This window comes from Bacillus sp. FSL K6-1012, assembly GCF_037964915.1.
Classification (GTDB): Bacteria; Bacillota; Bacilli; order Bacillales; family Bacillaceae; genus Bacillus; species Bacillus halotolerans.
The window spans coordinates 3,386,765-3,405,748 of the sequence record NZ_CP150175.1 but is presented as its reverse complement, the minus strand read 5'-3'; the positions used below and the strand labels follow the sequence as shown (position 1 = coordinate 3,405,748).

General features: G+C 46.1%; 19 protein-coding genes and 1 pseudogene. 12 read left to right on the top strand and 8 right to left on the bottom strand.

The genetic code is table 11. The annotated features are described in order from the left end of the window. The first annotated feature begins 28 nt into the window (after positions 1-28). Positions 29-1,405 (top strand): trypsin-like peptidase domain-containing protein, encoded by a 1,377-nt coding sequence (locus tag NSS75_RS17720; RefSeq protein ID WP_101859974.1) that lies wholly within the window; start codon positions 29-31, stop codon positions 1,403-1,405. Between the two features lie 40 nt (positions 1,406-1,445). On the opposite strand, the gene mrgA is transcribed toward NSS75_RS17720, so the two are convergent. Both mrgA and NSS75_RS17710 read right to left on the bottom strand, forming a co-directional pair. Then, positions 1,446-1,907 (bottom strand): Dps family protein, encoded by a 462-nt coding sequence (gene mrgA, locus NSS75_RS17715; RefSeq protein ID WP_024122790.1) that lies wholly within the window; start codon positions 1,905-1,907, stop codon positions 1,446-1,448. A 77-nt stretch (positions 1,908-1,984) separates the two neighbouring features. Continuing rightward, a complete protein-coding gene (locus NSS75_RS17710; protein WP_268498671.1) occupies positions 1,985-2,839 on the bottom strand; it encodes an oxidoreductase in 855 nt (284 codons plus the stop codon). Between the two features lie 134 nt (positions 2,840-2,973). On the opposite strand from NSS75_RS17710, the gene NSS75_RS17705 reads away from it, so the two are divergent. From NSS75_RS17705 to NSS75_RS17690, 4 genes and pseudogenes are all read left to right on the top strand, one after another. Next, positions 2,974-4,758 (top strand): M3 family oligoendopeptidase, encoded by a 1,785-nt coding sequence (locus NSS75_RS17705; protein WP_103671343.1) that lies wholly within the window; start codon positions 2,974-2,976, stop codon positions 4,756-4,758. Between the two features lie 108 nt (positions 4,759-4,866). After that, a complete protein-coding gene (locus NSS75_RS17700; protein ID WP_095714038.1) occupies positions 4,867-5,304 on the top strand; it encodes a YusW family protein in 438 nt (145 codons plus the stop codon). Positions 5,305-5,518: 214 nt separating this feature from the next. After that, on the top strand, positions 5,519-6,346 hold the full coding sequence (locus tag NSS75_RS17695) for an ABC transporter ATP-binding protein (RefSeq protein WP_095714037.1): 828 nt from the start codon (positions 5,519-5,521) through the stop codon (positions 6,344-6,346). A 27-nt stretch (positions 6,347-6,373) separates the two neighbouring features. Beyond that, positions 6,374-6,662, top strand: a pseudogene (locus tag NSS75_RS17690) (YusU family protein). Positions 6,663-6,707: 45 nt separating this feature from the next. Here the strand turns inward: NSS75_RS17690 and NSS75_RS17685 are convergent. After that, complete coding sequence (locus tag NSS75_RS17685) at positions 6,708-7,574, bottom strand: LysR family transcriptional regulator (RefSeq protein WP_106019531.1); 867 nt, start codon at positions 7,572-7,574, stop codon at positions 6,708-6,710. 142 nt (positions 7,575-7,716) lie between these two features. Here NSS75_RS17685 and NSS75_RS17680 point away from each other — a divergent pair, with 142 nt between their 5' ends. Continuing rightward, complete coding sequence (locus NSS75_RS17680; RefSeq protein WP_095714035.1) at positions 7,717-8,457, top strand: SDR family NAD(P)-dependent oxidoreductase; 741 nt, start codon at positions 7,717-7,719, stop codon at positions 8,455-8,457. A gap of 19 nt (positions 8,458-8,476) precedes the next feature. Further along, positions 8,477-8,860 (top strand): tautomerase family protein, encoded by a 384-nt coding sequence (locus tag NSS75_RS17675; protein WP_339234176.1) that lies wholly within the window; start codon positions 8,477-8,479, stop codon positions 8,858-8,860. 34 nt (positions 8,861-8,894) lie between these two features. Here NSS75_RS17675 and mdtP read toward each other — a convergent pair whose 3' ends face one another. The 4 genes from mdtP to NSS75_RS17655 all read right to left on the bottom strand — a co-directional run bounded on the left by mdtP (position 8,895) and on the right by NSS75_RS17655 (position 11,744). Next, positions 8,895-10,508: a multidrug efflux MFS transporter MdtP gene (mdtP, locus tag NSS75_RS17670; protein WP_103671374.1), complete on the bottom strand. Its 1,614-nt coding sequence runs from the start codon at positions 10,506-10,508 to the stop codon at positions 8,895-8,897. A gap of 25 nt (positions 10,509-10,533) precedes the next feature. After that, positions 10,534-10,980 carry a MarR family transcriptional regulator gene (locus tag NSS75_RS17665; RefSeq protein WP_339234172.1) on the bottom strand — a complete coding sequence of 149 codons (447 nt, stop codon included), beginning with the start codon at positions 10,978-10,980 and terminating at the stop codon, positions 10,534-10,536. Positions 10,981-11,153: 173 nt separating this feature from the next. After that, on the bottom strand, positions 11,154-11,486 hold the full coding sequence (locus NSS75_RS17660; RefSeq protein WP_024122779.1) for a spore coat protein: 333 nt from the start codon (positions 11,484-11,486) through the stop codon (positions 11,154-11,156). Positions 11,487-11,498: 12 nt separating this feature from the next. After that, on the bottom strand, positions 11,499-11,744 hold the full coding sequence (locus tag NSS75_RS17655) for a hypothetical protein (protein ID WP_010331808.1): 246 nt from the start codon (positions 11,742-11,744) through the stop codon (positions 11,499-11,501). A 99-nt stretch (positions 11,745-11,843) separates the two neighbouring features. Between NSS75_RS17655 and NSS75_RS17650 the strand changes: the two genes are divergently transcribed. Next, entirely contained in the window at positions 11,844-12,752 is a 909-nt protein-coding gene (locus NSS75_RS17650; RefSeq protein WP_101859979.1) for a proline dehydrogenase, read from the top strand. A gap of 27 nt (positions 12,753-12,779) precedes the next feature. On the opposite strand, the gene NSS75_RS17645 is transcribed toward NSS75_RS17650, so the two are convergent. Next, positions 12,780-12,923: a YuzL family protein gene (locus NSS75_RS17645; protein WP_010331806.1), complete on the bottom strand. Its 144-nt coding sequence runs from the start codon at positions 12,921-12,923 to the stop codon at positions 12,780-12,782. A 175-nt stretch (positions 12,924-13,098) separates the two neighbouring features. Here NSS75_RS17645 and NSS75_RS17640 point away from each other — a divergent pair, with 175 nt between their 5' ends. The 4 genes from NSS75_RS17640 (at position 13,099) to NSS75_RS17625 (ending at position 18,921) form a co-directional block, all read left to right on the top strand. Then, a complete protein-coding gene (locus tag NSS75_RS17640) occupies positions 13,099-15,468 on the top strand; it encodes a 3-hydroxyacyl-CoA dehydrogenase NAD-binding domain-containing protein (protein WP_339234166.1) in 2,370 nt (789 codons plus the stop codon). Positions 15,469-15,478: 10 nt separating this feature from the next. After that, positions 15,479-16,654, top strand: coding sequence for an acetyl-CoA C-acetyltransferase (locus NSS75_RS17635; protein ID WP_216393846.1), 1,176 nt, complete (start codon positions 15,479-15,481; stop codon positions 16,652-16,654). Between the two features lie 14 nt (positions 16,655-16,668). Beyond that, entirely contained in the window at positions 16,669-18,453 is a 1,785-nt protein-coding gene (gene fadE / locus NSS75_RS17630; RefSeq protein ID WP_339234161.1) for an acyl-CoA dehydrogenase FadE, read from the top strand. 111 nt (positions 18,454-18,564) lie between these two features. Beyond that, positions 18,565-18,921: an arsenate reductase family protein gene (locus tag NSS75_RS17625; protein ID WP_024122775.1), complete on the top strand. Its 357-nt coding sequence runs from the start codon at positions 18,565-18,567 to the stop codon at positions 18,919-18,921. Positions 18,922-18,984 lie beyond the last annotated feature (63 nt).

The window sequence follows — 18,984 nt, the reverse complement described above, 5'->3', positions numbered from 1 at the left end:
ACGAAAACCGAATAAGGAGTGTATGCATATGGATTACAGACGTGATGACCAGAACGGAGAACAACACACAGAACCTTCACATACAGAAAAAATGAATACAGAAAACCGGAAGCTGATTGAGCATCCTGAACAAGAATTGCTTGATCCGCTTCATTCTGATGAAGCGGGACGAAAAGAAACGGCTTCCGCTTTAGAAATGGAGAAGAAAGAAACAGCTGTAAAAAAAGAGAAGAAGCGGAGAGCCGCATGGCTGAGCCCGATTTTAGGCGGGATCATCGGCGGCGGACTGATGCTCGGCATCGCGCCTTATTTGCCGTCTGACCATAATCAGACGACCGAAACGGCTTCCGCAAATAAACAGGTGCAATCAGACAACTTTACAACGACACCTGTGACAAACGCGACCAACGTGGCTGATATGGTAGAGGACTTAGAGCCGACAATTGTCGGAATCTCAAATATCCAAACCTCTCAAAATAACACATTCGGCACAGAAGGCAGCTCCGGCTCTGAAAGTGAAAGCGGAACGGGGTCAGGGGTCATTTTCAAAAAAGACAATAACAAAGCATATATCATTACAAACAACCACGTGGTGGAAGGAGCGAATAAGCTGACTGTTACTCTGTACAATGGTAAAACGGAGACAGCCAAGCTTGTGGGAAGCGATACAATTACAGATTTGGCTGTTTTGGAAATCAGCGGCAAGAACGTCAAAAAAGTGGCGAGTTTCGGTGACTCTTCGCAGCTGCGCACAGGTGAAAAAGTCATCGCCATCGGTAACCCGCTCGGCCAGCAGTTCTCCGGAACAGTGACACAAGGGATCATCAGCGGACTTAATCGGACGATTGATGTCGATACGACTCAAGGTACGGTTGAGATGAATGTGCTGCAAACAGACGCGGCAATCAATCCGGGGAACAGCGGCGGCCCGTTAATCAATTCAAACGGCCAAGTGATCGGTATCAACAGTTTGAAAGTAAGTGAAAACGGGGTTGAGTCACTCGGTTTTGCGATTCCAAGCAACGATGTAGAGCCAATTGTTGACCAGCTTCTTGAAAACGGAAAAGTGGAACGTCCATTCTTAGGCGTGCAAATGATTGATATGTCACAAGTTCCTGAAACGTACCAGGAAAACACACTCGGCCTGTTTGGCGATCAATTGAGCAAAGGTGTCTACGTCAAAGAAGTTCAATCCAATTCACCGGCGGCTAAAGCAGGAATGAAATCTGAGGATGTGATTGTCAAATTAAACGGCAAAGATATCCAAAGCAGTGCGGATATCCGTCAAATCCTATATAAAGATTTAAAAGTCGGAGATAAAACAACAATTCAAGTGATACGAAACGGAAAAACGAAAAACCTGAACGTGACACTGACCAAGCAGACAGAAAGCCTCGGCAGCTAAATAGCAAAAAAGCTGAACCCGAAGAGGGTTCAGCTTTTTTTTAGCCTAAATAAGAGGAAAGCATCCACACTTGTTTTTCGACTTCATCGATTAATCCGACAAACAAGTCTGCTGTCGCATTGTCTTGATTTTCTTCCGCAAGGCCGATGACGAATTTAGACTCGCTGCTGATTTGTTTGTAGTCGTTCACCAAAGCTTGGACCATTTCTGAAGCTGACGTTTCGTTTCCGCCGTCTGTGATAGATGCTTGCTCAGTGTATTCTTTCAAAGTGGCAACAGGCTGTCCTCCGATAGCCAGCAGGCGCTCAGCAATCGTATCCACAGTTTCCGCCGCGTGGTCATACAGTTCTTCAAATTTTTCATGCAATGTAAAGAAGTGAGGTCCTTTTACATACCAATGAAAACGGTGCAGCTTGGAGTATAGAAGAAACCAGTTTGATAATTGGGTGTTCATTGAATTCTCAACTAATGTCAGGTTTGTTTTTGCGTTTTCGGTTTTCATAATCTTACGTCCTCCTTGTGATCTGTTAATTTAATTATACCACGTATTAATTAAAAATCAATACTAAATTATAATAATTATAATTTAGATCGACTGAATAGTTTTTTCTTCAGGATAGACTCCCATGCGGACCAAGGAAAAAGCGCTCGGAATAACAGGGTGAGCTTGACGCCTTTTCCGATCGGATAACGCAATTTCTTTAAACGCTGTTTCATCGCTAATTGATAAATGAGGTCGGCAACCTCTTGGGGATCTCCGCTTTCATCGGCATTTTTTTCAACATAAGAAAGGATCTTTTTATAGTATTGATGATAAGCTGAATCGTCAGCCGGCACAGTCATGTGATTCGATAACGATGTTGACCAGATCGATGTTTTGTATGAGCCTGGCTCGATCAGAGCGGTTTCAATGCCGAAAGGAAGCAGCTCCAGACGCAGGCTTTCTGAAAACCCCTCCAATGCATACTTGGAAGAGGCGTAAGGCGACAATGCGGGAAATCCGGTTAAACCGCTGATACTGCTTACGTTTATAATCTTTGCCCCGCTATGCTTTCGTATGTAAGGAAGGACGGTTTTTGTGACATTGATTAATCCGAAAACGTTCGTTTCAAATTGCTTTCTGAAATGCTCCATCGGCACATCCTCGATAAATCCTCCGTAAGCTGTCCCCGCGTTGTTGACGAGTAAATCAATTGGGGCATACGCACTTATGGTTTTTCCAAAGGCTTCGATCGAGTGTTCATCAGTGATATCGAGAGCGGTGATGTGAATGGAGTCAGCTACATGATGTTTTGCTGCTAAACCGCGCAGCTGTTCCGCTTTCTCGGGCTGCCTTGCTGTGGCAATGACGAAAAATGACTGAGCCAGTTTGACTGCTGCCAGCAGACCGAAACCGCTAGACGCTCCTGTAACGATAGCTATTTTTTTATTCATTTTCCATATCCTCCTGTTCGGCGCTACAGCTATTGTACAATGATGCACAGAGAATGACGCTATAAAAGAAAATTTTATACAATAATTCAGAATTGTTCTATAATAAAATCAAATAAGGAAAGGGGTTTTGAGTCATGGGATTGCAAGGGGTAAACAAAACATGGGATCTGGACTCGTTTTTTAAAGGCGGGAGCCAGTCAGAAGAATTCAAGGGATATATTGAAAAGCTGTCACAAAGCCTGCGTGCATTTCAAGACATGGCAGATGCATTTGAGGCGCCAGAAACATCTGATGATGCTGGAAGGCTGACCGCATTGCTTGATGCATTTGAACAAAATTCGGTAAAGCTGCAGCAGGCCGGTGCTTTTGTCTCTTGTCTTCAGGCACAGAACATTAGCGATCAGAAGGCGAATGAACATAAATCATTCATGCATCAGCTAGTCGCAGATTTTCAATCCTCCCTTGTCACATTGGATCATAAACTTGTGGAAATTGATCAAGGCGTGTGGGAAGAATTGCTCAAAACACCTGGACTGCGAGAGGTATCATACATATTAAATGAAAGAAGAGAACGGGTTGCGGAAAAGCTCAGCCCAGACAAAGAAAAACTGATTGGAAGCCTTGCGGTTGACGGTTATCATGCCTGGGATGATTTATATCATATCGTTGTCGGAAAAATGACCATTCCGTTTGAGGAAAAACAATTATCTGTCGGACAGGCGGAAAACATGATGTCTTCTCAGGACCGTGATGTCAGAAAAACCGTTTTTGAACGCACCAATCAAGCTTGGGAGCGGGAACAGGATATTTTCAGCAGCACGCTGAATCATTTGGCGGGGTTCCGGCTGGAAACCTACAAAGCGAGAGGATGGGAGGACGTTCTGAAGGAGCCGCTGCAAATCAACCGGATGAAAAAAGAAACGCTGGATACGATGTGGCAGGTCATTACTGAAAATAAGCAGCCGTTCGTTCAGTTTCTCAACCGGAAAGCATCCATGCTTGGACTCGAAAAGCTCAATTGGTATGACGTTGAGGCACCGATTGGGTCTGCCGGGAAGGAATATTCATACGATGAAGCCGCAAACTTAATTGTCAGCCAATTTTCCACGTTCGGCCGAAAGTTGTCCGCTTTTACAGAAAAGGCGTTCCGTGACCGCTGGATTGAAGCCGAGGACAGAAGCGGAAAAAGAGTCGGCGGCTTTTGCACGAGCTTTCCGGACAGCGGGGAATCCCGTATCTTCATGACGTTTTCCGGCAGTGCCTCGAACGTTTCAACGCTTGCCCATGAACTCGGGCATGCCTTTCATCAGGAATCGATGCTCAATGTAAGGCCGTTAAATCGATCCTACGCCATGAACGTAGCGGAAACTGCCTCAACTTTTGCGGAAATGATTGTGGCAGACGCGACTGTCAATCAGGCGGAAACAAAGGAAGAAAAGCTTGTGCTTCTGGAGGATAAAGTGCAAAGAAGCGTTGCTTTCTTTATGAATATCCATGCGAGGTTTTTATTTGAAACGAGATTTTACGAGGAACGAAAGCGGGGAATTGTGCCGGCGGACCGTTTAAACGAGATGATGGAAGAAGCGCAAAAAGAAGCGTTCTGTGGCGCTTTAGGCGAGTATCATCCGCTATTCTGGGCGTCAAAGCTCCACTTTCATATTACGAGAGTGCCGTTTTATAATTACCCTTATACGTTCGGCTATCTGTTTTCTCTCGGTATTTACGCTCTGGCGCTTGAAGAAAAAAACACGTTTGAAGAGAAATATATAGCGCTATTGCGTGATACGGCATCCATGACCGTAGAAGATTTAGCGATGAAGCATTTAGGCGCAGACATCACGAAGAGAGACTTTTGGGAAAATGCCATCAAGCTGGCAGTGCAGGACGCCGAAGCCTTTTTGCAAATGACTGAATCATAAAGGAAAGCCGGGCGCTGAAGCCCGGCTTTTTCTGCTCTTTTCTCTGAATGAGGATTCCATCCCTTGGACATACCTAAAAGAAATGGAATTCTACAGGGGGGAACCATTATGCATTTGATCAGAGCGGCGGGGGCCGTTTGTCTCGCAGTTGTTCTGATTGCGGGCTGCCGTCTCAATGAAGAACAGCAGCAAGCAGAAGGAGAAAATACAGCAGTTACTCATATGAAATCTGTTCCTTACAGCAATTTCTCGCTTCGCGTCAGCTATGGTGACGGTGAGCATAATCGCTATGAAGGGATATACGAAAAAAACGGAACTCATGAAACAGCAGAAATACAAGATAAGCTCTCAGGCATCAATCAAGAGGGAGAAGAAGCGCTGGATGAGATGAAAATGATTCTGAGCGAGCTATCCGTGACAGATCAAATGGCTGAAAAGGAAGTGATTCACAGTGTGCTGGCGGCTTTTAACCTTGACAGCCACTATGATCATATCGACTTAAAACTGAAGCTTAAGAACGGCGCTGTCAGAGAAATTAAAAAATAATCATGTGCTGAAAAACCCATAACCGCCATTTTTGACCAGAAAACTAATTGAAAATGATTTTCAAAGTCACTGTTTTCTGCTACAATGAGGGTATATGACCATATCAGAGACTGAATATTGTATCACTTGCATTGATGACAATTTACTTACATGCATGTCTATATAAAACGTGCGATACATAGAGCTGCTAAAAAGCCAGCAAAAAGGAGCGGTTATGGGTATGAGTGCAATTTCTACAGAAACGCTGAGCTTAGGGTACGGGGATGCTGTTATTATTGATGAACTGAATTTAACGATTCCAAAAGGTGAAATTACCGTATTTATCGGCAGCAACGGCTGCGGAAAATCGACACTTTTACGTTCGTTGGCGCGGCTGATGAAGCCGAGAGGCGGTTCTGTGCTATTGGAAGGAAGAGCGATCGCCAAGCTTCCGACAAAGGAAGTCGCAAAGGAGCTTGCCATCTTGCCGCAGGGGCCTTCTGCTCCGGAGGGACTGACGGTGCATCAGCTTGTAAAGCAGGGAAGATATCCTTATCAAAACTGGCTGAAACAGTGGTCAAAAGAGGATGAGGCAGCTGTTGAGAGAGCGCTTAAAGCCACAAAGCTGGAAGAGATGGCTGACCGCGCCGTCGATTCCTTATCAGGCGGACAGCGCCAGCGGGCTTGGATTGCGATGACGCTTGCCCAGGAAACGGATATTATACTTCTGGATGAACCGACAACGTATTTGGATATGACGCATCAAATAGAAATTCTTGATTTGCTGTTTGAGCTGAATGAGAAGGAACAGCGGACGATCGTCATGGTGCTCCATGATTTGAATTTAGCGTGCCGCTACGCACATCACCTTGTGGCTATTAAAGATAAACAGATTTACGCTGAAGGCCGTCCGGAAGAGGTCATTACTTGTGATCTGGTGCAAAATGTGTTTTCTATGAACTGTCAGGTCACACAGGACCCGCTGTTCGGAACGCCTCTTTGCATTCCTCATGGCCGGGGCAGATGCATTGTCCGGGAAGCGGCTTTCACATCACATGGATAAATAACACGGCTAAAGGAGCTTTCATCAATGAGAAAGCTCCTTGCTGTTTTTTTGAAAGGAAGATGTATAAATGGAACAAAAACTGCAAGAACAGCTGGATGGATTGCTTGAAAAATATACCGAGCTGCTCCTTGGGGAGTCAAATCATGAATTAAAAGAAGAAGTGAAGCAGTGGATCTTGTACACGCATATCGCCAAAAGCATGCCTCCGCTCGCTAAGCATTGGAATACTACATATCCTGACGCAAAGCAGGGCATGAAAGACATCATACAGCATATCAAACAGTTAAACGAAGAGCATCGAAACAAAGAATAGGCTAAAAAAGCAGTCTGCCGCTCATGAACGGCAGACTGCTTTTTGTTATGTGGCTGTTTCATTTGGTGCGAAGGAATCCATAAAGGTGCGCAGCGCGCTGCTGATAAACGAATCCTTCCGGAAAATAAACTCCGTTTTCATCTGTCTGAGAGGTTCAGGGAGCGTGTACAATCGGATCGAACCTTCAGACTCGTGTTTTTGTACAACAGTCCGCGGCAGCAATGAGATGCCAAGGCCCGCTGTTACCCCGCCTATAATCGCTTCAAGTGTGCCGAACTCCATAATCACCGGCTGTGTGACGCCGACGGAGTGCAGCCATTTTTCAAGGGTATCTCGGTAGGAACAGCCTGTGCTGTAAACGAGAATCGGCTTTGTGATCGCTTCTTCTGCACAGGACACAGAAGAAGCGGACACGACTACGGGCTCCTCCTCAAATGCGGGGAAGGACTGAAGCTCAGGATGATTGCATTCACAGCCGATAAACGCTCCATCGAGTTCATACCGAAGAACTTTATCGATTAAAAATTGTGTATGCCCTGTTGTTAAAGACAGCTGTACGTTTGGATACTCTTCATAATACGAAGCAAGCAGTTTTGGTAGCCTGACTGCGGCGGCTGTCTGAGTGGAACCGATCATCAGCTGTCCGCTCGGCTCAGTTGAGGAAGAGAGCGCTTTGGACGCCTCATCCAGCAGCCCGATAATTTTATCCGTATAATCCAGCAGAAGCTTTCCGCTAGAAGATAGTGTCATGCCTCGATTATGGCGCAAAAAAAGGGTGGTGCCGAGCTCAGCTTCCAATTGCTGAATTCTGGCCGTCACATTTGATTGCACGTAACCAAGCAGCAGTGCGGCTTTCGTAATTGTGCCTTCACGGGCTACCATTTGAAACACACGCAGATCTCCGCTTTCCATGTTGAATCCCCCGTTCTTTTGATATCAATCTAAATGATATCGAGTATCTTTAACAATCATTATACGTAACACCAAACCTCCATTACAATAGAATCAGCAGTTTAGATTTCAAAATATATACAAACAACAAGGAGTGGCGGCAATGGATCTTAAAAACAAAACAGCTCTCGTCACTGGGGGCGGCACGGGAATAGGAAGAGCAGCATGCATTGAATTAGCGAAACGCGGAGCGATTGTTGCGGTGAATTATTCACGCTCGCAAGCTGAGGCGGAGGAAACAGCAGAAATCATCAAAAGCGAGGGCGGGCAGGCCGTTGCTATCCAAGCCGATGTGTCCAAAAACAGTGAAGTGCAGGACATGGTTCAAGCGATAGTAAAGCAATACGGCACGATTGACGTTTTAATCAACAACGCAAGTATTACACGGCATATTCCAATGGATGATCTCGACGCCGCGACAGAGGACGTATGGGACGAGTTGTATGCAGTCAATGTCAAAGGAATGTTTTTTTGCGCGAGAGCAGCGGCTCCTTTCATGAAAAAAAGCAAGGCTGGGGCGATCGTTAATATCGGCAGTATCGCGGGGTCAACCGGGGCGGGCTCTTCTATGCCTTACGCTGTGTCAAAAGCAGCGGTGCACGGCCTGACAAAATCATTGGCACACGCTTTGGCGCCAGAAATCAGAGTGTGCGGTGTCGCACCCGGAGCTGTCGCGACAAGATGGTGGGCGGGGCGTGAAGAAAAAATGAAAAATATGAGCGGCACTTTGCTGTTGCAGCGAATTGCTGAAGCGAGTGATGTGGCACGGCTGATTTGTTCCGTGCTTGAACAGGAATCCCTGACAGGACAAATCATCACGATTGACAGCGGCCAGACGATGTAAAGAAAGGAGCGCCTGAGAGATGCCATTTGTACAGATTCATTTACGAGCGGGGAGAAGCAAAGAATGGCTTCAAAAACTGAGCAGTGCCATTCACCAGTCTATGATCGAAGAAATCAATGTACCGGCTGATGATTACTTTCAAGTGATCCGGCAATACCAAAAAAGCGAATTTTTTTATGATCCATCTTATTTACAGGTAGAGCGTACAGATGAACTGATTTACATCCATTTTACATTGAAAGATTCAAGAACAACAGAACAGAAAAAATCGTTTTACCATTCAGTGGCAAGCCGGATTCATTCGAAGCTCGGTGTAAGAAAAGAAGATGTGTTTATCATACTGGCCGGAAATCAGGATGAGGATTGGTCCTTCGGAAACGGAAGGGCCCAGATGATCGAATAAAAAAGCCCCGCGGTTATGTCCGCGGGGCGCTCTATTAATGAGAAGGGGATTCAACGGCTTGTGCCGATTTTTCCTTTTGTTCATCCGTTTTCTTATTCGAAAGCTTAATAGGCTTTAAGAATAAGGTAAATACAGCTCCGACTGCGATAAAGATCAGGCCTGTATAAAATACGCTGTGGAGCGAATCCATCAACGATGTTTTTAATATCGGCATAATATGGGATGAGAAAGCCGCAGGGATTTGTTTAATTGCGTCCGGGCTGAACAGTGATTGCAGCAGCCCTTGCGGATTTGTGTCAATCATGCCCTTTAATTGAGATGCAAAGGCGTTTGCCTGTGCCGGGAGCGAGTCTAAATATGGAACCAGTTTATCAGTCAGCAAGCTTCCGGATCTGGCATTCATTACAGCGCCCAGCATGGTAATGCCGAATGTGCCCCCGATAGAACGGAAGAATTGGCTGGAAGAGGTGACGACCCCAAGCTCCTCTTTCGAAAAGCTTTCCTGTAAAGCCAGCGTCAGAATCGGCATAACAAGACCCATTCCAAGACCGATAATGGCCATATAGGATGTTGCGACAAGTTTGCTCGTGTCTAAATCCAAGGTGGTTAACAGAAGGAATCCGCCAGCCATAATCAGCATGCCTGTTATGATTTGCGGTTTAATTCCTATTTTGTAAACAAGCTGGCCGCCGATAATGCTTGTGATGATCATTGAGATCATCATCGGTGTCATAATGGTGCCTGATTCAGATGCGCTTACACCGACAATTCCCTGCATAAAGAAAGGAACAAACGTAATCGCGCCAAACATTCCGATACTCATAAAAAAGCCGATCAGGTTCAAAAACGTAAATGTTCTATTTTTAAATAGATACATTGGAAGAATCGGTTCTTTCGCTTTCGATTCAACAATAATAAAGCTCACAATTCCGATCAGTGCGAGTGCGAACAAGCCGAGAATCTGCCATGAACCCCATGCGTAATCTTTCCCGCCAAAGCTTAGGGCAAGAAGAAGGCTGACAACCCCGACAATCATTGTGAAAATACCGGCGATATCAAAGTTGATCGGACCGGTCTGCTTACGGCCCTGCAATCCTCTGGCAATAAAAATAACTGCGATAATTCCAACAGGAAGGTTAATGTAAAAAACCCATTTCCAGTTTAATGAATCAACGATCCAGCCGCCGATTTGCGGCCCGATAACAGAAGCAAGCCCGTAAATGGCTCCAAAGACCCCTTGGAATTTGGCACGCTGTTTCCCTGTAAATAAGTCACCAATGACAATCATGGCCATCGGCATCATAATACCTCCGCCAATTCCCTGCAAACCGCGGAAAATAATCAATTCTGTCATATTGTTGGCCATTCCGCACAGAGCTGAAGCAGCCATAAAAATAAGCAACCCTGATACATAGACGATCCGGCGCCCCAATAAGTCCGCTAATTTACCGGCAATCGGCACGACCGTTGTTGATGTTAACAAATACGCCGTAGTCAGCCAGGTCATCATGCTCAAACCGCCAAGATCTCCGACGATTTTCGGCATGGCAGTTCCGACAATGGTACCGTCAAGGGCTGAGAAAAACATGGCAATGATTAAGCCTGTTATTAATAAAGTCCGTTTTGATTGTTTTCCTTCATTACTCATTTCATCCGTTTCCTCTTTTCCTATTTTACGTTTCATTGGTTTCGGCAGCAGCTTGTGCCAGCTTTTTCGTCATATGCGCTGCCTGCAGCAGTTCCTCTTCCGTCAGGTAGGAAAGGTATCGTGCCATTATGGCTTTTCTGCCCGCCAGAACGTCCTCGAACTTTCTGTCTCCTTCATCGGTAAGGCTGATATTAATGACTCGCCTGTCTTGGGTATTGTGTTTTCTGACGATCAGATTTTTTTGTTCAAGGCGGTCTGCCATTAACGTTACCGCGCTTGGCTTGACCTCCATCCGTTCGGCAATTTCAGAAATTTTAAGGCTGCCATTCTTTTTTAAGCTTGCGAGCACAAACAGCTGCGCGGGGGTAATCCCCTGTTTCTCCATACTATCCAGCATTTCAGGCTGTATCTTTTGAAAGAGCGCCTGAAGCGATAATTGAATATCAGACATTAACTGATCCGCACTCTTCATCTTCATTTCTCCTCTTTAATATAATCCATGTTTATATTTAATGTATTGAAATAGTTAATGCTTATTAAATATAAATAAGCGTTAATAAAAAGTCAACTGATTTTACACACAAAAAAAGGATAGATGCCAGTAAAGCACATCATACCCTTTTTGCGGATCTGATTGACAGAGCTTTATTGCTGATAAGGAGACTGCTGCTGAATGGTTTGCTGGAACTTTTGATAGGATTGCTGCAGCTTTTGGGCGTCTTCTGCTTCAACAGTATACCATCCGTATTGGAACATGAGATCATACAGTTTTCTTTGCGCTTTTTGTGACTCATCAAAAATGGATTGAATATCCTGATAGAGAGATTCATGGCTGAACTCATGCAGAGCAGTGCAATACGCAGTGGTCATGTATTTTTCCGTTGTCAAAAGTTCATTGACGACATCTCTGTCATTCATTTCTGATGTAGTCGGCACAGGTGTTTGCGGGTTGCTGATTTTCTGATTTTGCTGATTCATTTTGGCGCCTCCTTATTGGATATAGCCGGACTGCTGCTGGCCTGGCTGCAGGTGCTTTAATATTCTTTGATAGTGATCGTGATGCATATGTCCGACGCGGTCTAGTTCTTGTTTTAATGTTTGATCCTGGCACTGCTGCGCCATAAAATGCGCTTTTTTCATCGCGAGCAGATTCCAGTTCAGCATGTCATTCAGATACAAATGATCCTTTGTCGAAATAACAGAGGGCGGCATTTGAGATTGCTGCTGATTGTTCATTGTAATCCTCCTTTGCGTTCTATTCGTTTTATGTTTCCTTCAGTATGGGAGTTATATACAGGTGTTTTGAAGAAGGCTGTATCGTCAGGAGGGAATTGGATGTTGAGACATATGTTTTTATTCTTATCTCAAAATAAAACGCTCACCAAGCTTGCCAAAGCATACGGATCACGGCTGGGGGCGCGGAGATTTGTCGCGGGGGACACGATTGAATCGGCTGTTCGGACCATTAAAAAGCTGAATCGATCCGGTTTGTGCACAACCATTGATTATTTAGGCGAGTATGCGGCTACACAAAAAGAAGCGAGTCGAGTCGCAGAGGAATGCAAGAAGGCGATTCAAGCGATTGCCGAACACCGGTTAGATTCCGAGTTTTCCCTTAAGCTGACGTCACTGGGGCTCGATATTTCAGAAGAGCTGACCGTTTCACATTTGCGTGACATTTTATCTGCTGCGAAGGAAAATGACGTGGCTGTGACGATTGATATGGAGGACTACTCACATTATGAACAGACGCTTGCCATCTACAGGCAGTGCAAGCAGGAATTTGACATGCTGGGTACGGTGATACAGGCGTATCTTTACCGGGCTGCAGAAGATATCCGAAAGCTGCACGATCTGAAGCCGAATCTCAGACTTGTCAAAGGCGCTTACAAGGAATCTGCGGCCGTTGCATTCCCTGATAAAAAAGGAACAGACCTTCACTTTCAGAGCTTGATTAAACTTCATCTGCTGAGCGGGAACTATACTGCCGTCGCTACACATGATGATGACATCATTGCGTTTACGAAGAAACTCGTTGCCGAGCATCAAATCCCGCTGTCACAATTCGAGTTTCAAATGCTTTACGGGATTAGGCCGGAGCGGCAGAAGGAACTCGTGAAGGAAGGGTACAAGATGCGTGTATATGTCCCGTATGGAACCGACTGGTTTAGCTACTTTATGAGAAGAATCGCCGAAAGACCCGCAAATGCGGCTTTTGTGTTAAAAGGGATTTTCAAAAAGTGAAAGCAGCCGCGAACCGCAGCTGCATTGTTATTGTTCCATGTTGTGTTTCTTATACTGCTGATTTTGGCTTGTCCGTTTTCCGCCGCCGTAATGCTGTGTCGGACCGGCATCCCCTTTCACGCTCGCCGCGCTTACTGCTGCTGAAGACGGGTTCTTTTTCTCTCGCACCATTCCCTTCACCTCCGGGTTTAAGTTTCCCGTCTTCTATTTGCTTCATACAAAAAAATAACAAATTAGCTATTGAAGTCGAAACAAAAATCTTTTATGATGAAAGAAGAAACGGGTTTCCATTTTTTTTGACCAAAAAATGAATGATTATTCATTCAACGTTCAAGGGGGATGTCTCATGCACAAACACATTCAAAAAGCAGCCGTTTTAGGATCGGGGGTTATGGGTTCCGGTATTGCTGCGCATTTGGCTAACATCGGAATTCCGGTCCTGCTGCTTGATATTGTGCCGAACGATTTAACAAAGGAAGAGGAGAAAAAGGGGCTGACGAAGGAAAGTCCGGAGGTGCGCAGCAGGCTGAGCAGATCTGCGGTGAAAAAGCTGCTGAAACAAAAGCCCGCCCCTCTTACGTCAGCACAAAATACCGCTTATATTACTCCCGGCAATCTAGAAGATGATGTTGAGAAGCTGAAGGAAGCTGATTGGATTATTGAAGTCGTTGTCGAAAATCTTGAGGTCAAAAAGAAGATTTTCTCTCTCGTGGATGAGCATCGGAAACCGGGCAGCATTGTCTCGAGCAACACGTCCGGCATTTCAGTGCAGGCAATGGCTGAAGGCAGGTCTGATGATTTTAAAGCTCATTTTCTTGGAACACACTTTTTTAACCCGGCGCGATATTTAAAGCTGCTGGAGATCATTCCGATTAAGGAAACGGATCCTGACATTCTGGCGTTTATGACATCCTTCGGTGAAAATGTCCTCGGCAAAGGTGTGGTCACAGCAAAGGACACACCAAATTTTATCGCAAATCGAATCGGGACGTACGGACTTCTCATTACGGTTCAAGAAATGCTGAAAGGCGGCTATCAGGTCGGAGAAGTCGACTCCATCACAGGCCCGCTGATCGGAAGACCGAAAAGCGCAACCTTCAGAACGCTGGATGTTGTCGGCCTTGATACGTTTGCCCACGTCGCCCGAAACGTATATGACAAAGCAGAGGGAGACGAAAAAGAAGTGTTTCGCCTGCCTGACTTCATGAATGACATGCTGCAAAAAGGCTGGATCGGAAGCAAATCCGGTCAAGGCTTTTATAAAAAAGAAGGAAAAACGATTTATGAGCTTGATCCGATGACGCTTACTTACGGAGAACGGTCAAAGATGAAAACGCCGGCTCTTGAAGCGGCAAAGCAAGCTAAAGGGATAAAAGCTAAAATTAAAGCGCTTATTTATTCAGAAGACAGGGCTGGCCAGCTGCTGTGGAATGTCACGTCGCAAACGCTGCTTTACTCAGCCCAGCTGCTCGGAGAAATTGCCGACGATATTCATGCAATTGACCAAGCTATGAAATGGGGATTCGGCTGGGAACTGGGGCCATTCGAAATCTGGGACGCAATCGGTCTCAGACAGTCGGCGGAAAAGCTTGAACAGCTTGGAGCGGAGATTCCCGGCTGGATAAAAGATATGCTGGACAAAGGGAATGAGACCTTCTATATCAGAGAAAACGGAACAGTGCTTTATTACGAAAGCGGCGAATACAGAGCTGTAAAAGAAAACAAGAAACGAATCCATTTACAGTCAGTTAAAGAAACAAACGGCGTCATTGCGAAAAACAGCGGAGCGAGCTTGATCGATCTTGGTGACGATGTAGCGCTTCTGGAATTTCACTCGAAAAGCAATGCCATCGGGCTCGACATCATTCAAATGATCAACAAAGCATTGGAAGAAACAGAGCGGAATTACAAAGGGCTTGTCATCGGCAATCAAGGAAAAAATTTCTGCGTGGGCGCCAATCTTGCCATGATCTTAATGGAAGTACAAGATGAAAACTTTATGGAAGTTGATTTGGTGATACGGCGTTTTCAAGAGACAATGATGAACATCAAATACAGCACGAAACCTGTTGTTGCCGCTCCATTTGGCATGACGCTCGGCGGAGGAACGGAAGTGTGTCTCCCTGCTGCACGAATACAAGCGGCAAGCGAAGCCTATATGGGACTTGTAGAATCAGGAGTCGGCCTTATCCCTGGCGGAGGGGGCAATAAAGAGCTGTACATCAATCAACTTCGCCGCGGTCTTGATCCGATGAATGCGGCCATGAAAACATTTGAAACGATCGCAATGGCTAAGGTGTCAACTTCCGCCCAAGAGGCTCGGGAACTGAACATTTTAAAAGAGGCTGACCGTATCAGCACTAACCAGGATCACCTCCTGTACGATGCAAAGCAGTTAGCCGCCTCTTTATACGATACCGGCTGGCGGCCGCCTGTAAAAGAAAAGGTCAAGGTGGCGGGGGAAACAGGTTATGCCGCGCTTCTGCTCGGTGCAGAGCAAATGAAGCTGTCCGGCTACCTATCTGAGCATGATATGAAAATCGCTAAAAAGCTCGCTTTTGTGATTGCCGGCGGAAAAGTGCCGTTCGGAACAGAGGTGGATGAAGAGTATTTATTGGAAATTGAGAGAGAAGCGTTTTTAAGTCTGGCAGGCGAGGCGAAATCTCAAGCGAGAATGCAGCATATGCTGGTGAAAGGCAAACCTTTACGGAACTAGGAGGGAGTTTATGAAAGAGGCAGTTATTGTGGCAGGAGCAAGAACACCGGTAGGGAAAGCGAAAAAAGGTTCATTGGCCACCGTTCGCCCGGATGATTTGGGAGCCATTTGCGTGAAAGAAACGCTGAAACGAGCAGGCGGCTATGAGGGCAATATTGACGATTTAATTATTGGCTGTGCAACACCTGAAGCAGAACAGGGGCTCAATATGGCGAGAAATATCGGCGCGCTTGCGGGTCTGCCATATACGGTGCCGGCGATTACGGTCAACCGCTACTGTTCCTCAGGTCTTCAGTCCATCGCATATGCGGCAGAAAAAATTATGCTTGGCGCCTACGATACGGCCATTGCAGGCGGAGCGGAATCTATGTCACAGGTTCCGATGATGGGGCATGTGACCCGTCCGAACCTCGCATTAGCCGAGAAAGCGCCGGAGTATTACATGAGCATGGGACACACGGCAGAACAGGTTGCGAAAAAATACGGCGTTTCCCGTGAAGATCAGGATGCTTTTGCCGTGCGCAGCCACCAGAAAGCTGCCAAAGCCCTTGCAGAGGGGAAATTTAAAGACGAAATTGTCCCAGTCGAATTCAAGGTGACAGAAATCGGCGAAAACCATAAGCCGCAGGAAAAACATACTGTTTTTTCTCAGGATGAAGGTGTCCGCCCGCAAACGACCACAGACATTTTAAGCACATTACGCCCGGCCTTTTCTGTTGACGGGACAGTCACTGCCGGAAATTCCTCGCAAACAAGTGACGGGGCGGCGGCTGTCATGCTGATGGATCGCGAAAAAGCGGATGCGCTTGGTTTGGCGCCGCTTGTCAAATTCCGTTCCTTTGCAGTTGGCGGGGTGCCGCCGGAAGTCATGGGCATCGGGCCCGTGGAAGCCATTCCGCGCGCACTGAAGCTTGCCGGGCTTCAACTGCAGGACATCGGGCTGTTCGAACTGAACGAAGCGTTTGCATCACAAGCCATCCAAGTCATCAGGGAGCTGGGGATTGATGAGGAGAAAGTGAATGTCAACGGGGGCGCTATCGCACTCGGACACCCGCTTGGCTGTACGGGCACAAAGCTTACTCTCTCGCTGATTCACGAAATGAAACGAAGAAACGAGCAATTTGGTGTCGTCACAATGTGTATCGGCGGCGGAATGGGAGCAGCCGGTGTATTTGAATTATGCTAAAGGGGGAAAAACAAATGACGAAAAAAACGGCTGAAGTACTAAAAGGCGGCGGCTTCTTAATCGAGGATGTCACATATGATCAGATGTATACACCGGAGGATTTCACCGACGAGCATAAAATGATTGCGAAAACAACGGAGGATTACATTGAGCAGGACGTTCTGCCGCATATAGATGAAATTGAGAACCATCAATTTGAACATTCCGTCCGGCTTTTGAAGAAAGCGGGAGAACTGGGGCTTCTCGGAGCCGATGTGCCCGAGGAATACGGCGGGCTGGGCCTTGATAAGATCAGCTCGGCGCTGATCACTGAAAAATTTTCGCGTGCGGGAAGCTTTTCACTTTCTTACGGTGCGCATGTCGGCATCGGTTCCTTGCCGATCGTATTCTTCGGAACGGAAGAGCAAAAGAAAAAATATCTCCCTGATCTGGCTTCAGGGGAAAAGATCGCTGCGTACGCACTGACTGAGCCGGGTTCCGGATCTGATGCGTTAGGCGCAAAAACGACAGCGGTGCTGAATGAAGCTGGAACGCATTACGTATTAACCGGGGAAAAACAGTGGATTACCAACTCAGCTTTTGCCGATGTCTTTGTCGTTTACGCCAAAGTGGACGGCGAAAAGTTTTCCGCTTTCATTGTAGAAAAAGATTTTCCGGGCGTATCAACCGGACCTGAAGAAAAGAAAATGGGAATTAAAGGGTCATCGACGAGAACCCTTATTTTGGATCAGGCTGAGGTGCCGAAGGAAAACCTTCTTGGAGAAATCGGCAAAGGGCATGTCATCGCTTTTAATATTTTAAATATCGGCCGCTACAAGCTGGCAGTAGGAACGATCGGCGCGTCCAAACGGGTGATCGAGCTGTCTGCAGCTTACGCAAATCAGCGCCGCCAATTTAAAACGCCGATCGCAGGCTTTTCGCTGACCCAGGAAAAAATCGCGACGATGGCATCAAGACTGTATGCGATGGAAAGCTCTGTGTACAGAACCGTTGGGCTGTTTGAAGACAATATGAGCCAGTTTACAGCTGAAGACCTAAAGGACGGAAGACAAATTGCGAAGTCCATTGCCGAATACGCCATTGAATGCTCTCTCAACAAGGTGTTTGGCTCTGAAACGCTTGATTATATTGTCGATGAAGGCGTGCAAATCCACGGCGGCTACGGATTTATGCAGGAGTATGAGGTGGAAAGAGCCTATCGGGATTCCAGGATCAACCGGATTTTCGAAGGAACAAATGAAATTAACCGGTTAATCGTGCCAAGCACGTTTCTGAAGAAAGCGATGAAAGGCGAGCTGCCTCTTTTTGAAAAGGCACAGGCGCTTCAAGAAGAACTCATGATGCTTATGCCTGAGGAGCCGGGCACCGGCGTATTAGAGCAAGAGAAATATATGGTCAAGCAAGCCAAAAAAATCGCCCTGTTCGCCGCGGGCCTTGCCGCGCAAAAATACGGAAAAGCGATCGACCGCGAACAAGAAATCCTCGTAAACGTTGCTGATATTGTCAGCAATGTATATGCAATGGAATCAGCGGTGCTCAGAACGGAAAAGGCAATTGCCGCGCAAGGAAGCGATAAAGCAGCGCAAAAGCTGCTGTACACAGAAATTTTCGTTCAAGAAGCCTTTAACGAAATTGAAGCCCATGCGAAAGAATCTTTACTAGCAATGGAAGAAGGGGATTCTCTCCGTATGATGCTCTCGGCTCTCCGCAAGCTGACACGCGTGACGCCTAAAAATGTCATTCGGAAAAAACGTGAAGCGGCAGCGGGTGTGTTCGAGGCAGAAAAATATATTGTCTGAGTCCCAAGGAGCTCCGCTCATCCGGAGCTCTTTTTTTATGAAGCACTGTTTTAGGTTTTTAAAACAAACTGTGTTAAAATAACCTCGATTATTTTATTGAGGGGGAAGAAGATGTCGTTAACTTTTTACTGGTACCCTAAATGCGGAACGTGCCGCAAAGCGAAAAAATGGCTTGAAGAACACGGAAAAGAAATCAACGAAATACATATTGCAGAACAGCCTCCAAGCAAAGAGGAGCTAAAATCGCTTTATGAAAAAAGCGGGCTGGATTTAAAGAAATTCTTCAACACAAGCGGCATGAAATACCGTGAACTGAATCTGAAGGAAAAACTGTATCATATGTCAGAAGACGAACAGCTTGAACTGCTGGCTTCAGACGGAATGCTGATCAAGCGCCCGCTCACAACAGACGGCGAAAAAGTGACAGTCGGCTTTAAAGAAGATCAATTTGAAGAAAACTGGTCATGATGTAAATTTTTTTCGAAAAGTGTGGTATCTTCTTATTGTAGTGCTGTAAAAAATGGAGGGATT

Excerpts from the sequence above, each read along its gene's own strand:
- NSS75_RS17695 (WP_095714037.1), top strand. The coding sequence starts at position 5,519 with ATGGGTATGAGTGCAATTTCTACAGAAACGCTGAGCTTAGGGTACGGG.
- NSS75_RS17660 (WP_024122779.1), bottom strand. The coding sequence starts at position 11,486 with ATGAATCAGCAAAATCAGAAAATCAGCAACCCGCAAACACCTGTGCCG.
- NSS75_RS17680 (WP_095714035.1), top strand. The coding sequence starts at position 7,717 with ATGGATCTTAAAAACAAAACAGCTCTCGTCACTGGGGGCGGCACGGGA.
- NSS75_RS17655 (WP_010331808.1), bottom strand. The coding sequence starts at position 11,744 with ATGAACAATCAGCAGCAATCTCAAATGCCGCCCTCTGTTATTTCGACA.
- mrgA (WP_024122790.1), bottom strand. The coding sequence starts at position 1,907 with ATGAAAACCGAAAACGCAAAAACAAACCTGACATTAGTTGAGAATTCA.
- mdtP (WP_103671374.1), bottom strand. The coding sequence starts at position 10,508 with ATGAGTAATGAAGGAAAACAATCAAAACGGACTTTATTAATAACAGGC.
- NSS75_RS17700 (WP_095714038.1), top strand. The coding sequence starts at position 4,867 with ATGCATTTGATCAGAGCGGCGGGGGCCGTTTGTCTCGCAGTTGTTCTG.
- NSS75_RS17710 (WP_268498671.1), bottom strand. The coding sequence starts at position 2,839 with ATGAATAAAAAAATAGCTATCGTTACAGGAGCGTCTAGCGGTTTCGGT.
- NSS75_RS17635 (WP_216393846.1), top strand. The coding sequence starts at position 15,479 with ATGAAAGAGGCAGTTATTGTGGCAGGAGCAAGAACACCGGTAGGGAAA.
- NSS75_RS17640 (WP_339234166.1), top strand. The coding sequence starts at position 13,099 with ATGCACAAACACATTCAAAAAGCAGCCGTTTTAGGATCGGGGGTTATG.
- NSS75_RS17705 (WP_103671343.1), top strand. The coding sequence starts at position 2,974 with ATGGGATTGCAAGGGGTAAACAAAACATGGGATCTGGACTCGTTTTTT.
- NSS75_RS17645 (WP_010331806.1), bottom strand. The coding sequence starts at position 12,923 with ATGGTGCGAGAGAAAAAGAACCCGTCTTCAGCAGCAGTAAGCGCGGCG.
- NSS75_RS17665 (WP_339234172.1), bottom strand. The coding sequence starts at position 10,980 with ATGAAGAGTGCGGATCAGTTAATGTCTGATATTCAATTATCGCTTCAG.
- NSS75_RS17675 (WP_339234176.1), top strand. The coding sequence starts at position 8,477 with ATGCCATTTGTACAGATTCATTTACGAGCGGGGAGAAGCAAAGAATGG.
- fadE (WP_339234161.1), top strand. The coding sequence starts at position 16,669 with ATGACGAAAAAAACGGCTGAAGTACTAAAAGGCGGCGGCTTCTTAATC.
- NSS75_RS17685 (WP_106019531.1), bottom strand. The coding sequence starts at position 7,574 with ATGGAAAGCGGAGATCTGCGTGTGTTTCAAATGGTAGCCCGTGAAGGC.
- NSS75_RS17720 (WP_101859974.1), top strand. The coding sequence starts at position 29 with ATGGATTACAGACGTGATGACCAGAACGGAGAACAACACACAGAACCT.
- NSS75_RS17650 (WP_101859979.1), top strand. The coding sequence starts at position 11,844 with ATGTTGAGACATATGTTTTTATTCTTATCTCAAAATAAAACGCTCACC.
- NSS75_RS17625 (WP_024122775.1), top strand. The coding sequence starts at position 18,565 with ATGTCGTTAACTTTTTACTGGTACCCTAAATGCGGAACGTGCCGCAAA.